The organism is Streptomyces sp. NPDC005070, assembly GCF_053600395.1.
Genome location: NZ_JBSFZS010000028.1, coordinates 38,203 through 51,181, shown reverse-complemented (window position 1 = coordinate 51,181; position 12,979 = coordinate 38,203). Strand labels below are relative to the sequence as shown.

Here is a 12,979-nt window from a genome sequence, read left to right as displayed (position 1 = left end):
GGAATGTGCCGTCGGGGACTCCCCGCGTCTCTGGCCTGCAGGTCTCTCTCCTTGGCGGCCCGGCGGCAGTACGGTGTCCACCATGCGCCCCGACACGCCTGCCGAGAACGTCGACCACACCGCCGAAGCGGCTCGCCTGGAGCGGACCGCCGGCCTGTACCCGGAGGACGCCGAGCACCTGCTCCTGCAGGCCGCGGCCCACCTCGAACTGGCCGGCGACCGCCCCGGCGCCACCACTCTCTACGACAGCCTTCTCTCCTCGGACACTCCCCTGGAGAAGCCGTATCTGGTCCGCGCCCTCAAGGCCTCGAACCTGTGGGAGTACGACCACGAGGCCGAGGCCCGCGCGATCATCGACGGAGTCCGGGCGGCGGCCCCCCGCGACCCGGCTCCCTGGGTGATCGTCGCGGAGGCCCTGGAGTCGCACGACGAACTGCAGGCGGCACAGGACACCTTCACCGAGGGAACGACCCTGCTCCTGACGGACGTGGCGGAACCCCCCTACTCCACGCTCCCCCTCCTGTTCGGCCGTCACCGGGTGCGCCGCATGCTGGGCGCGGCGCACGACGAGTGGGACGCGCTGGCCGACACCCTGCACTCGTCCCCGATCTCCCTGGACGAACTCCACGACCCGAAGCGGGTCTGGTCCCTCGGCTCGGACAACCCTGCGGAACTCCAGGCCGAGATCATCCGCCTCCAGGCCGAACTGGGCGCCTACCGCGAGGCCCTCTCGCGCCCCTTCCCGGTGGCGGTCCTGCACTGGTCGGCCCCCGAACTCACGGAACTGACCACCGCGTACCCGGACCTCACCATCGAGTACCCGTCGCACGACGAGCACCTCGCGACGATAGAGGCGTCCCTGCGCGAACTGGCCGTCTCCGGCACCCCGAACCTCGGCATCGTCACCGCCACGGTCCCGTCCTACGAGGCCTTCGCCGCCTCGGAGGCCTCCTCCCCCGCGGACACGACCCTGCTCCCCCAGTACACGACAACGCTGGCAGCCCGCGGCTTGGCGGTCGCGTGGCCGCCGCAGCGGGGGGCGGGGTGCTGGTGCGGGTCGGGGGCTTCTTATGCGGAGTGCCACGGGGCCCAGGACGCTTGAGACCGGCGGCGGTACACCCTTGAAACGCGGCCCCTGGAAAGACCAGGGGCCGCGTTCGCATTTATGTCGGCCCCGTCACTCCTCCACAACTCGTTCACGCTAACGTCACACCTGATCTGCTGAACCGGCATGCCCGCACACACTCAGGGCGTGTCCCTGCTCGCGAGGACCACGTATGCCCTACCAGCCGTCTTCCGACTGGCAGTTCGACGTACCCACGAGCGGAAGCAAGCGGCTTCCCCCGGCAGCCAGGTCGTTCGAATCACTCGCCCACCAGGGATACAGCTTCGAGGCGGCCATCGCCGACCTGATCGACAACTCGATCGACGCGGGGGCCCGGGACGTCGTCGTGAGCTTCCTGCGGGACACGGGCGAACGCGGCGGACGGGACCGCCTCGTCGGCCTGCTCGTCATCGACAACGGTCACGGCATGGACGAGGCGGGCCTGGACACGGCCATGACCGTCGGCGGACGCGAGAACTACGCCGTCGGGGCCCTCGGGCACTTCGGCGCCGGGCTGAAGGCCGCCTCCCTCTCGCACGCCGACGCGCTCACCGTCATCAGCCGGACCAAGCGCAGCCCGTCGACCGGCCGTCGCTGGCTCACCGCCCGCGCGCAGGCCGACTTCACCTGCGACATCGTCGACGCGACGTACTGCCAGGACCTGGTCGACCGCTATGACGGGATCATCGGCTGGCACGGCACGATCGTGCGCTGGGACCAGGTCCGCGCGTTCGAGACCATCACCGCGGGGCAGACCGACCGCTATCTCAACGACGCGATCGACCGTCTGGAGACCCACCTCGGTCTCCACCTCCACCGCTTCCTGGCCCGCGACGACTTCCACATAGACATCGTCGTCGAGGACGTCCACACCCGGGAGGAACTGGACCACCGAGGAGTCGAGCCCATCGACCCGTTCGGGTACCGGGTCCCCGGCCGCCCCGGCTATCCCCATACGTACACAGCCCCTGTCGAAGGCCTCGGAGACGTCTCGTTCACCGCGCACATATGGCCGCCCAAGTCTCCACTGGTCGCCTACCGCGGCATCGGCCCGCTCGCCGAACGCCAGGGCTTCTACCTCTATCGCAACGACCGCCTCGTCCAGGCCGGCGGCTGGAACGACACCCGCAGTCCGGAGAGCCACCTCGCCCTCGCCAGGATCGCCCTGGACCTGCCGTCCGAGCCCAACGACGTGTTCTCCCTGACCGTCAAGAAGGACGGTGTCCAGGTCACCCCGGCCTTCGCCCGCGGCCTGGAGAAGGCGGCGAACGCCGACACCGGCCACACCTTCGCCGACTACGTCCGTGACGCGGAGACCGCCTACCGCGAAGCCGCCAAGCGGCGCACGGAAGTCAAGCGCACCGCCGTCATCCCGCCCGGCAAGGGCATCGACCCCAAACTGAAGCGGACGCTGCGGGACGAACTGCCGCAGTTGGAGGGCGACGACCCCATCACCTTCGTCTGGGCCAGGCTCGACGTGGCGGCCGATGCCGACTCCGCCGATCTGCTCTTCACGATCGATCACAAGGAGCGCCTGGTCGTCCTCAACAAGGACTACCGGCACGCCTTCAACGGCGGTCGGCGCGGAGGCTCCAACGACGCTCCGGTCCTCAAGAGCCTCCTCTACCTGATGCTCAACGAGATCTTCCAGAAGGAGCGGGTCTGGGCGAACCAGACCGACAGGGTCGCCCTGTGGAACAGCGTGCTCGTCAGCGCCGTACGGGCCGAACTCGCCCGCGTCGAGGAGTAGTCCACCGTGCTCCCCCCGTATCTTCCCGCAGACCAGAGAGGCCACCCGAACACCGTGACCGCCGAGAACGCGCCCGCTCCCGACCGCCTCACCGACCTTCACGGCGAGGTGCTCGACGCGATGAGCCGGCGTGGCCCCAAACACTTCGCCAAGCTCGCCTTCGCACTCGCCGACGACGACGAGCCTGCGGACACGGTCGTGGCCGGATTCCACGAGCGCATCCTGGCCGCGGCCCCCGGGGACGACCTGCTCGCCGTCTGGCGCCGCAAGCTCACCGCCTGGGATTTCGAGCAGACCCCCTCGTGGTCGGCCACGACGGCACGCACCCCGGAGCGCCGCGCCGAGGTCTACGACAAGCTCGCGCTGGACGCGGATCTCCGCAAGGCGTTCGACACCGCCGTCCCGGTCCACACGGAACCCGGTCCCGTCACCATCAGCCGTGAGTTCCAGCCCTGGTACACCAGGGAGCACGCGGCGAACCGCTCCTTCTACTGGGCGTCCTACGAACGGCTGCTGCGCCGCAAGGGCTGGAACGACACCGCGGTCTCCGGTCTGGACGAGGCCGCCCACGCGGTCGTGGAGCGCCTCGCCGACCCCACCCGCGACGACCCCTACGGCGCGCGCGGACTGGTCGTCGGCTACGTGCAGTCCGGAAAGACGGCCAACTTCACCGGAGTGACGGCCAAGGCCATCGACGCGGGCTACCGGCTGGTCATCGTGCTCGGCGGCACGCTGAACCTGCTGCGCGGCCAGACCCAGCGCCGACTCGACATGGAACTGATCGGCCAGGAGAACATCCTCGGCGCCGCCGACCCGGACGACCCGGACGCTCTGGTGGGCATCGACTACCAGGACGACGAGGACTGGCCCGCCAAGTTCGTCTCCTTCGGCGCCCGTCCCTCCGACCTCGGCGCCTTCGACATCGAGCGCCTCACCTCCCGCGACCGTGACTACATGTCCCTGGAACGCGGCATCAGCGCGCTGGAGTTCGAGAAGCCCGACCGCACCCGCCCGCTGCACGACCCGGCGAACCTGCACGCGGCCCGCGCACGGATCATGGTCGTGAAGAAGAACAAGTCGGTGCTGGAGAAGCTGGTCAAGGACCTCAAGAAGATGGGTCCGATCCTCGGCGAGATCCCGGCCCTGATCATCGACGACGAGTCGGACCAGGCCTCCGTGAACACCACGGACCCCAAGAAGTGGGAGGACGGCAAGGTCACCCGCACCGCGATCAACGGCCAGATCAGCAAGCTCCTCAAGCTGCTGCCCCGCGCCCAGTACGTCGGCTACACCGCGACCCCGTTCGCCAACGTGTTCGTCGATCCGGGCGACGAGGAAGATCTCTTCCCGCGCGACTTCCTGATCTCGCTGCCACGGCCCCACGGATACATGGGCGTTCAGGACTTCCACGACCTGGACGCCGTCGACGACGAGGGCACGACCGAGGAGAAACACGTCCGGGGCATCTACGCCTCCGAGGGCGATCGTCTCCAGGAGGCCCTGGACGCCTTCGTGCTCACCGGCGCCCTGAAGATCTACCGCGAGAAGCACGGTGTCCCGTCCGGTCCGTTCCGGCACCACACGATGCTGGTGCACGAATCGGTCCGCATGGCCGAACACGCTGTCCTCGCCCAGCGCATCGAGACGATGTGGCACAACGCCGCGTACAAAGGTCAGGACCACACACGTCTGGAAGCCCTCTTCGACAAGGACTTCCACACCTACGCGGACGACACCCTGCCCACCCCGGCGACCTACGCGGACCTCAGACCGCACGTCTCCCGGGCCTGCCAGCTCATCGGCCAGGGCGGCAGCCCCGTCATCGTCGTCAACGGCGAGAGCGAGCGCGACTACGACCGGCCGGACCTCGACTTCGACCGCACCCCGAACGTCTGGAAGATCCTGGTCGGCGGCACCAAGCTGTCCCGCGGCTTCACCGTCGAGGGCCTGACGATCACGTACTACCGCCGCACGACGCAGCAGGCCGACACCCTGATGCAGATGGGCCGCTGGTTCGGCTTCCGCCCCGGCTACCGGGATCTCGTACGTCTCTACATCGGCCGCGAGGAGACCCTCGGCCGCGGCCGAGCGGCCAAGACCGTCGACCTGTACGAGGCCTTCGAGGCGATCTGCCGAGACGAGGAACTCTTCCGCGCCGAACTGGCCCGCTACGCCCCGCTGGTGGACGGCCGCCCCCAGGTCACCCCCGCCCAGATCCCGCCCCTGGTGAGCCAGCACCTCCCGTGGGTGAAACCGTCGGCCCGGAACAAGATGTTCAACGCGGAGCTGGTGGAGGTACGGTCGCCGGGAACACCGATCGAACCGGCGGCATACCCACTGGACTCTAAGATGACGGCGCGTAACACCGAGCGCTGGAAGTCCATTCTCGCGGCCCTCCACGGGACTCCAACGACCTGCCTGATGAGGCCGGATGACACGTCACCGTTGTCCCGTAGCTTCCAGGCAGCCACCACGGTGATCCCGCACGCCCAGCTTCTTTCCATCCTCGGTTCGCTGGAGTGGGAGGACGGCAACGTACTCGCCCCGCACCTGGCCTACCTGTCCCAGCTCGACGGACGCTTGGCCAAGGTCGACGACTGGCTGGTCATCGCTCCACAGCGCACGCAACGCAACCGGATCGAAGCCACCTTGCTGGACCAGGGCCCCTTCTCCCTGTTCCGCCGAAGCCGGCAGGCCGGCAAGCTGTCCTTCGGCCGTATCTCGGGCCTGGAACACCGCCTGTACGCCCAGCAGCTGATCAGCGAGCCAGACCCGGCCTCTCCTGAGGACAGCGCACCTCTGCTCGGAGCGACTCAAGGCGTAGTCCTTCTGTATCCCGTCGTAGAGGCCGCTCAGGATGATGAGGTGAAGGCCGTTGCCGCGACGGGTTCTGCTGCCGCTGACCGGGTCACCATGGCGTTCACCGTGATTCCGCCGAAGGCGGCCATCGACACGAAACAGCAGCTCGTGCGCTTCAGGACGATGGACTCCAGCCGCCCGGACGCGGTTGTCGTCAACGCATTCTGAGGCACGACAGCTCCGCGCGAAGCACATCACTCACGGACGAGGAGAGCATGCTTCCCTTCGAAGAGGCCGACATCAAAGCCGCCATTTCGATCGCTCAGCAGCAGGCGGAAGCCTGGGTGGACCCTGAACTCGACGCGGTCTACGGGCACATCAGGGCGCTTGACCCGACGGGCCAACGTTTCGCCAGGGTCCTCCGTGACACCATCGACCAGTTGCTCAACGGCGAGGTGACCGGACGCTACGACTGGAAGACGCTCTTCAAGACCGAGAAGACCCACGCGGGAACACTCGTAGAGATCAATCTGCAGCGTGAGTTCAGGTTTGCCGACGGCGACGCTATGGACTACCAGATCGCCGGCGTCGACGTGGACTGCAAGTACTCCCAGCAGTTCGGGGGCTGGATGATTCCGCCAGAGGCGATGGGCCACCTCTGTCTCCTGGCCTGGGCGGACGATTACAAGTCTCTCTGGAGCGTCGGCCTCGTCCGGATACGCGACGAGTGGCTGAACACGGGGAACAACCGGGACCTCAAGCTCACGATCAAGGCCGCCTACCGGGACAAGGTCAAGTGGCTCTGGCGTGACGAGGCCCTACCCGAGAATGTGCTGCTCCACATGGACGTTGCGGATCGTGACGCCGTGTTCGCCGTGAACTCCGGACAGGGGCGCTTGAACGAGCTCTTCCGGCGCGCCCAGAAACGGCGGATTGGCCGCAACGTGGTCCGCACAGTGGCCCAGCAGAAGGACTACATGAAGCGAGTCCGCGGCAACGGCGGCAGCCGGTCGGCACTGAGGGCGGAGGGCATCCTCATCATGGGGGACTACGCCAGTCATCGCGAGATCGCCGCCCAGTTGGAGCTCCCCCTCCCGGAGGAAGGCGAGTTTGTCAGCGCCCGAGTGGTCACCTCAGGGCCTCAGCACGGCGATGCCCCGCGAGTCACACTGGACGGGAAGCAATGGGTCCTCGCGCGGTCAGACGACCCGGTTGAACCCGCCCCGGCCTTGCCATCACACACCAGGCAGGACTGACAATGCAGGTGCCATTCACACTCGCCTCCTCTGCCGGAAGGCTGCAGAGGACCAGGAAGCTACTGCCGAGCGGGGCTTCCATCTCTCCCAAGCCGGCATAGATGAGCAAACCCACCTCAGAACCAGATCCGCCAACGGCCAGTTGGGTGCCGCCCGAGGGCTCGTGGGCGTCGTCCGCCGCGCGCCGCCGCAACATGCAGGCGATCAGAAGCCGGGACACCACCCCGGAGCTGCTTGTCCGTCGGCTGATACACGCCCAGGGGCTGCGGTACCGAGTGGCGGCTCGCCCGCTCTCAGATCTTCGCCGCACCGCCGATATGGTCTTCCGGCCGGCCAAAGTAGCCGTCTTCATTGATGGGTGCTACTGGCACGGCTGCCCTGATCATTACGTTCCCCCCAAGACGAACCCCGGTTACTGGTCTGGCAAAGTGGCGCGGAACATAACTCGCGACCGCGATACAGATGAGCGCCTACAGGCCGCCGGCTGGCTGGTCATGCGCTTCTGGGAGCATGAGACAGCGGAAGAATGCAGCGCGGCGATCTGTCATGCGGTGACGTCAAGACGCCCCAAGACATGAGCCAGTCTCCAGCAGGACAAACCGAGCCTCAGCCCTGCCGCTACCGCAACCACCATGGCGAGGCATCTCGGCAAGGGTCCGCCGAGCCGGCCATACTCCCTCGCATGCTTCCGATAGACGCGGACGGGTCTCACAACGAACAGAGAGCTCCCGAGGGCACGCTCTGGTGGGAACTTTCTTTTTGGCCTGGCACTAAAAGAGATTTCGGCCAGGAACCGAAACTAGGAGCCTGGCTCTGGTTCCATAAGGAAGTCAGCGAGACCTTCACCATGAGGGAACTGCGAACAGCGCTGGGCCCAGAAATCGCAGGCGAGTCAGAGCAGCTCAACCGGCGGCTTCGCAAGCTGAGGGAGTTCGAGTGGATAATCCTGTCTTACAAGGATGACCGGACCCTCCCGCAGGACACTTACCGACTGGAGGCCAAGGGACGCAGACTCTGGCTGAAGAAGGAAAGGAAGGGTTCCCAAGACGCTCCCAAACCCTCGCAGCGCACGCGTCGAATCGTCCTCGATCGAGACGACTCGCGCTGCAAGGTGTGCGGGGTCGGCGGCGGAGAATCCTACCCAGGCGAACCGGACAGTAGAGCCAAACTCACTATTGGGCACCGTGTCCCGCAAGAGCGCTTGCGCTCACGAGGCGCCGTCGACGATAGAGACAATTGGCGAACAGAGTGCGCCCGCTGCAACGAGACCGTACGGAACGAGCTCCCTGATCCGGAGCAATATGATGAAGTAGCCGCAGAAATCAAGCAGCTAAGAAAGGCCGATCTAGGGCTGCTCCTGGGCTGGCTCCGCACGGGCGAACGCTCGCGGTCGAAGCTCGATCGCGCACATGACCGCGCGCGCAAGCTGCCTCATGGCGAAAATGAAAAACTGATCGGCTATATCGAAAAACTACTAGGCCACAACTGACAGGCCGCTGAGGGGCGGGGCCACTCCGAGGTGTCCCGCCTCTCAGCGGCTCTCAGTCACTCGCTAGCACCACGGTTGCGATCGGCCTTGAGTACCTCGATGATCGATTCACCGACGGCCTGCGCGACGGGCGGCGGAAACGCGTTGCCTACCTGCCGATACTGGGCCGTCTTGCCTCCCGTGAACTCCCAGTACGTCGGAAACCCCTGAATGATCGCGGCCTGGCGAACCGTCAGCATGGGCCCCCCGGCACGGAACAGATCACGACCCTCAGTGCCAGTCGGCTTGCCGCCCACTGGCGTGTTGGCCACACCCATGCCCGAGACACCTAGCTTCTCCCATGCCTTCTTAGCCCGGCTGGGACCGAGGTCAGCACCTCCGTGCTTCTTAGAACCGCCTACGAGCGTGGGAGCTACGCCTTTCTTGGCGCCATCTGCCCAATCATCGAAGACCTTCTGCGCCTGGACAGCTTGAGCCCCCTCCAAAAACGGTGCAATGCGTTCTTGCATCGTGTCTTTAAGGGCCTCATAGACCGATACTGTCTCGGCGCTGGGCGCGGGAGCTTCGTACTTCAGGTCCTTGAGCACGTCTTTTCGGAAGGCGACAAGGATGGAGCGCGGCCTGAGCTGCGGAACACCGAACTCCGCCGCCTCGTAAACCTTCCACCCCACGACCTCGTAGCCTGGCCGCCCGTCCTCGTCAGGCTCCATCCCCTCAAGGCTGGCCCGGATCCGCGACCTGTAGTCGTCGAACTTGGGATCCATGAGTCCGCGGACGTTCTCGATCATCACGGCGCGAGGACGGACGAGTTCGGCCAGCTCCAGGATGCGCGGGAAGAGATCACGCTCGTCGTCCTCACCGAGCTGCTTGCCAGCGTGAGAGAAAGGCGGGCACGGCACACCCCCGGCAAGCAGGTCAACCTCACCTTGCTTGTAGAGACCGGCACTCTTCACCAAGTCACGCGCGGGGTCGAACGCCGTTACGTCCTGGCAGAGAACATCACAGTTGGCGCGCTCCCAGTCCCACTTCGGGTGCACCTCGATGTTCTCGCGCAGGGTGGCCGCCGCGTACTTGTCGATTTCAATGAGGGCAAGGTGCCTGAAACCGGCCGCGTGCAGACCGATCGCCTGCCCGCCAGCGCCGGCGCAGATCTCGATCGACGTATAGCCCCGGTCAGTCTCGGTCATGACCCCTCCTCTTGCACGAATACCAGTGACGCCTCATACGGCAGCCATCACAGAGGGTGACACGACCCACTGACATTGCGACTCGACACGGCAACACACACCAGTGTGCGGCATCCTCTGCCCTACCTCGGTCACCGGCAGCATGGGCAATTTCGAATGCTCGTACGATACCGCTGTGGCGAGAATTGACTGGACGCGCGACGAGCTGGTGCTGGCCTGCGCGCTCGTTGCCGAGAACGGCTGGCGCGAGCTGCGGGAAGCCGACGAGCGGGTGCGGCACCTGTCCCAGATCCTCAGAAGGCTTCCGCTGCACGATGGCGCCACGCAGGACCCGAAGTTCCGCTCCCCGGGCAGCGTCAGCCTGAAGACGGGCAACATCGTGACAGCCCGGGCCGGATACCACGGAGCCGCAATGAAGGGCGGCCGACTGACGCGGGAGGTGGTGGCCGACTTCACAGACCACCCCGCCGAAATGCTTGCCGCCGCCCGGGCCCTGCACGCGGGTGCGGCATCCGCAGAGATCGTTCGCATACCCGCCCAGGAAGGCGAGACAGGTACGGCACGCGAGGGGCAGCTCCTCACGCGCTGGGCCCTCCACCGCGAGCGGAGCAAGCCTCTGCGCGTCCGGAAGATCCGGGCGGTCCTGGAGGAGGGCGGCACTCTGCACTGTGAAGTGTGCTCGTTCGGCTTCAGTACTGCCTATGGCGAGCTGGGAGCCGGGTACATCGAGGTCCACCACAGGCTGCCTCTCCACATATCGGGTGTGACGGAGACCCGGATCGCAGATCTTGCCCTGCTGTGCGCGAACTGCCACCGCATGTGCCACAGGAGCTTCCTTGGAGAATCCTGGCGCACCCCTGCCGACCTTCGGAGGCAGATGGGGAAGTCTGATTGAACAACGTCCCACTAGGCGGCGTCCGCTTCAGCTTCGTCATGCATCTGCGCGCGGTCGAGTGCGTGGAGGCGTCTTTCACGCCGAGCGCTGTCCTCATACGGGACTCCAAACACACGCGTGGCCCCATCGTCGCGGTATCAACCGCCGTATGGCAGGCCTTCATGCGCCACCTGCCCGAACGAGGAGCAACGGAACCAACGAAGTGATCGCCGACGGCGCGAGGATTCACCCCGCAGCCGGCCTCAAGTCGACGGCGAGGGGGTAGCCGATCGCTTTGGCCGCCGCGATGACTGTCTCGGCGTCGGCCGACGGGTTCAGGGCAACGACGTCCCGTTGCCCGAGGGCGCGCAGGGAGTAGATGTGGCGAAGTGCCTCGACGTCCACCGATACCTCGTAGTAGTCCTCGGCGAACGCCTGGAACGCCTCCGGGGTCGGGTTCAGGAGGAGTTCGAAGAGCCAGGTCGCGCCATCCGGGTCCGGGTGGTGGGCGGGGAAGGTGATCCGGCCCGTCTGCCAGGACGGGGCGGTCGTTTCGCGCCACAGGCATGCCGTCACCACGGGGCATCCGGTCTCGTCCGTGAACGCGGGCTCGTCCACGTGGCGCCGGAAGACCTCGGGCACCGAGTCCAGCACACCCGGCCAGGGCCGTGGCACGTCCTCGTGGTGGTACGGACTCAGAGGGGACTCGTGGTCGAAGCCGCGGATGTACGCGCCTTCAGGGGCGAAGACGATGTCGTACTCGTCGCCCGAGCCGTTGCGCATGGAGGCCGCCTGCTCGGAATCCGACCACCGGGCGCTGTACGAGTACATGCACTCGCCGTCGGGGTTCAGGATCGCCTCGGCCATGGCCATCGATCGGCAGAGGTCCTTCAGGGTGTCGATGTCGGGCAGGGCTGCGGCGATGTCTCGGACTGTCATGAGGCCATCCAAGCGGGTGCCACCGACAGTCGGCCCCATGTGTCGGGGCCCGGGCCCGACCCGCTCCGGCAGGGCGTTAGCCTCGGGTGACGAACAAGGAGGCAGCAATGGCGAAGGTACCGGCTTCGATGGTGGCCGCCGCGGGGCTTGTCGGTGGGTACGGCGTCGCCCGGTGGACGAGGAAGCGGCAGCTCGGCGGGGTCGTGCTCGCCGCCGCGGGGGTCGTCGCCGCCCGGCAGTGGAAGCAGGAGGCCGGCGGTGCGGCGGCCGGTGTGCTGACCGCCGGGTACGTCGCCGCGTTCGCCGGGTCGCATCCGCTGGCCAAGAAGGTGGGCGCCTGGCCGGCCGTCTTCGGTGTCGCCGGTGCCATGGCTGTCGTCTCCTGGGCCGTGGCCGACCGACGCGCCTGAGCCCCCCCCCAACGCTCACGGAAACACCGGGCCGACGCCGACTGCGGCGCCGGAGCGACCCGGCGGAACCTCAGGAAGCCCGCTCCTCCGTCCCCCGGAACGCGCGCCGATACGCCTGCGGGCTCGTTCCCACCACCCTCTTGAAGCGGTCCCGGAAGGCTGTCGGGGAGCCGAAGCCCGCCTGGGTGGCGATGCGTTCGACCGGGTATGTGGTCGTCTCCAGGAGGTACTGGGCGCGGCGCACCCTGGCCCGGTGCAGCCACTGGAGCGGTGTCGTGCCCGTCTGTTCGCGGAAGCGGCGGTTGAGGGTACGGGCGCTCATGCCCGCGTGGACCGCGATGTCCTCCAGGGTCAGCTCCCGGTCCGCGTTCTCCTCCAGCCAGTCCAACAGCGGCTCCATGGTCGTGCCCGCCGGTGCCGGGGGCTGGGTGTGCACGATGAACTGGGCCTGGCCTCCCTCCCGTTCGAGGGGCATCACCGACATCCGGGCGGCGTGTGCGGCGACGGCGGAGCCGTGGTCCTTGCGGATCATGTGCAGGCACATGTCCAGCGCCGCCGACGCCCCCGCCGAGGTCAGGAGTTGGCCGTTGTCGACGTAGAGCACGTTCGGGTCGACGGTCACCGCCGGGTGCCTGACCGCCAGTTCCGCGGCCGCGACCCAGTGCGTGGTCGCGCGCAGTCCGTCCAGCAGGCCGGTGGCGGCGAGGGCGAAGGCGCCGACGCAGATCGAGGCGATCCGGGTGCCGTTCGCGGCCGCCGCGCGCAGCGCCTCCGCGACGCCCGGCGGGAGCGGGGCGGACAGGTCGGCCACGCCCGGCAGGATGATCGTGTCCGCGTCGGCCAGCGCCTCCAGGCCGTACGGGGCGCGCAGCGTGAACGCTCCCGCGCTCACCTCCGCGTCGGCCGTGACCGAGCACACCCGGGTCCGGTACGCCGGACGGCCGTCGGGCAGCCGGGCCCAGCCGAACGTGTCGATCGGGGCTGCGAGATCGAACGGGATGACCTGGTCGAGCGCCAGGACGGCCACGGTATGCATGACCAGAGCCTATGCATACGCCGGGTTCCCGCCAGGCGCCGAGGCATCCACCAGGTTCTCGCCAGGCCCGTATGTCGGGTTCCGCCGTCGTGGCGCGTCTGCGGCGCGTCCGCTCCCTCACCCTGGCGACCTGG

12 protein-coding genes are annotated in these 12,979 nt (G+C 67.3%); 9 read left to right on the top strand and 3 right to left on the bottom strand.

All coding sequences use genetic code 11. The annotated features are described in order from the left end of the window. Positions 1–82: 82 nt before the first annotated feature. The 6 genes from ACWEBX_RS12620 to ACWEBX_RS12595 all read left to right on the top strand — a co-directional run bounded on the left by ACWEBX_RS12620 (position 83) and on the right by ACWEBX_RS12595 (position 8,399). Positions 83–1,102, top strand: a complete 1,020-nt coding sequence (locus tag ACWEBX_RS12620) for an SEC-C domain-containing protein (protein ID WP_451884852.1) — start codon at positions 83–85, stop codon at positions 1,100–1,102. 175 nt (positions 1,103–1,277) lie between these two features. Further along, entirely contained in the window at positions 1,278–2,855 is a 1,578-nt protein-coding gene (locus tag ACWEBX_RS12615) for an ATP-binding protein (RefSeq protein ID WP_451884851.1), read from the top strand. 120 nt (positions 2,856–2,975) lie between these two features. After that, positions 2,976–5,882 (top strand): Z1 domain-containing protein, encoded by a 2,907-nt coding sequence (locus ACWEBX_RS12610; protein WP_451884872.1) that lies wholly within the window; start codon positions 2,976–2,978, stop codon positions 5,880–5,882. 47 nt (positions 5,883–5,929) lie between these two features. Continuing rightward, entirely contained in the window at positions 5,930–6,910 is a 981-nt protein-coding gene (locus ACWEBX_RS12605; RefSeq protein ID WP_451884850.1) for a NaeI family type II restriction endonuclease, read from the top strand. A gap of 101 nt (positions 6,911–7,011) precedes the next feature. After that, positions 7,012–7,488 carry a very short patch repair endonuclease gene (locus ACWEBX_RS12600; protein ID WP_451884849.1) on the top strand — a complete coding sequence of 159 codons (477 nt, stop codon included), beginning with the start codon at positions 7,012–7,014 and terminating at the stop codon, positions 7,486–7,488. A gap of 104 nt (positions 7,489–7,592) precedes the next feature. Then, a complete protein-coding gene (locus tag ACWEBX_RS12595; protein ID WP_451884848.1) occupies positions 7,593–8,399 on the top strand; it encodes an HNH endonuclease in 807 nt (268 codons plus the stop codon). Positions 8,400–8,455: 56 nt separating this feature from the next. Here ACWEBX_RS12595 and ACWEBX_RS12590 read toward each other — a convergent pair whose 3' ends face one another. Further along, on the bottom strand, positions 8,456–9,586 hold the full coding sequence (locus ACWEBX_RS12590; protein ID WP_451884847.1) for a DNA cytosine methyltransferase: 1,131 nt from the start codon (positions 9,584–9,586) through the stop codon (positions 8,456–8,458). Positions 9,587–9,728: 142 nt separating this feature from the next. On the opposite strand from ACWEBX_RS12590, the gene ACWEBX_RS12585 reads away from it, so the two are divergent. Together ACWEBX_RS12585 and ACWEBX_RS12580 are read left to right on the top strand one after the other, a co-directional pair. After that, positions 9,729–10,481, top strand: coding sequence for an HNH endonuclease (locus ACWEBX_RS12585; RefSeq protein WP_451884846.1), 753 nt, complete (start codon positions 9,729–9,731; stop codon positions 10,479–10,481). Positions 10,482–10,519: 38 nt separating this feature from the next. After that, positions 10,520–10,687 (top strand): DUF397 domain-containing protein, encoded by a 168-nt coding sequence (locus ACWEBX_RS12580; RefSeq protein ID WP_451884871.1) that lies wholly within the window; start codon positions 10,520–10,522, stop codon positions 10,685–10,687. Between the two features lie 19 nt (positions 10,688–10,706). On the opposite strand, the gene ACWEBX_RS12575 is transcribed toward ACWEBX_RS12580, so the two are convergent. After that, entirely contained in the window at positions 10,707–11,399 is a 693-nt protein-coding gene (locus tag ACWEBX_RS12575; protein ID WP_451884845.1) for a hypothetical protein, read from the bottom strand. A 107-nt stretch (positions 11,400–11,506) separates the two neighbouring features. Here ACWEBX_RS12575 and ACWEBX_RS12570 point away from each other — a divergent pair, with 107 nt between their 5' ends. Beyond that, complete coding sequence (locus ACWEBX_RS12570) at positions 11,507–11,809, top strand: hypothetical protein (protein ID WP_451884844.1); 303 nt, start codon at positions 11,507–11,509, stop codon at positions 11,807–11,809. 70 nt (positions 11,810–11,879) lie between these two features. Here ACWEBX_RS12570 and ACWEBX_RS12565 read toward each other — a convergent pair whose 3' ends face one another. Beyond that, entirely contained in the window at positions 11,880–12,845 is a 966-nt protein-coding gene (locus tag ACWEBX_RS12565) for a GlxA family transcriptional regulator (protein ID WP_451884843.1), read from the bottom strand. Positions 12,846–12,979 lie beyond the last annotated feature (134 nt).

Coding starts and splice junctions, on each gene's coding strand:
- ACWEBX_RS12620 (WP_451884852.1), top strand. CDS start 83: ATGCGCCCCGACACGCCTGCCGAGAACGTCGACCACACCGCCGAAGCG.
- ACWEBX_RS12615 (WP_451884851.1), top strand. CDS start 1,278: ATGCCCTACCAGCCGTCTTCCGACTGGCAGTTCGACGTACCCACGAGC.
- ACWEBX_RS12610 (WP_451884872.1), top strand. CDS start 2,976: ATGAGCCGGCGTGGCCCCAAACACTTCGCCAAGCTCGCCTTCGCACTC.
- ACWEBX_RS12605 (WP_451884850.1), top strand. CDS start 5,930: ATGCTTCCCTTCGAAGAGGCCGACATCAAAGCCGCCATTTCGATCGCT.
- ACWEBX_RS12600 (WP_451884849.1), top strand. CDS start 7,012: ATGAGCAAACCCACCTCAGAACCAGATCCGCCAACGGCCAGTTGGGTG.
- ACWEBX_RS12595 (WP_451884848.1), top strand. CDS start 7,593: ATGCTTCCGATAGACGCGGACGGGTCTCACAACGAACAGAGAGCTCCC.
- ACWEBX_RS12590 (WP_451884847.1), bottom strand. CDS start 9,586: ATGACCGAGACTGACCGGGGCTATACGTCGATCGAGATCTGCGCCGGC.
- ACWEBX_RS12585 (WP_451884846.1), top strand. CDS start 9,729: ATGGGCAATTTCGAATGCTCGTACGATACCGCTGTGGCGAGAATTGAC.
- ACWEBX_RS12580 (WP_451884871.1), top strand. CDS start 10,520: ATGCATCTGCGCGCGGTCGAGTGCGTGGAGGCGTCTTTCACGCCGAGC.
- ACWEBX_RS12575 (WP_451884845.1), bottom strand. CDS start 11,399: ATGACAGTCCGAGACATCGCCGCAGCCCTGCCCGACATCGACACCCTG.
- ACWEBX_RS12570 (WP_451884844.1), top strand. CDS start 11,507: ATGGCGAAGGTACCGGCTTCGATGGTGGCCGCCGCGGGGCTTGTCGGT.
- ACWEBX_RS12565 (WP_451884843.1), bottom strand. CDS start 12,845: ATGCATACCGTGGCCGTCCTGGCGCTCGACCAGGTCATCCCGTTCGAT.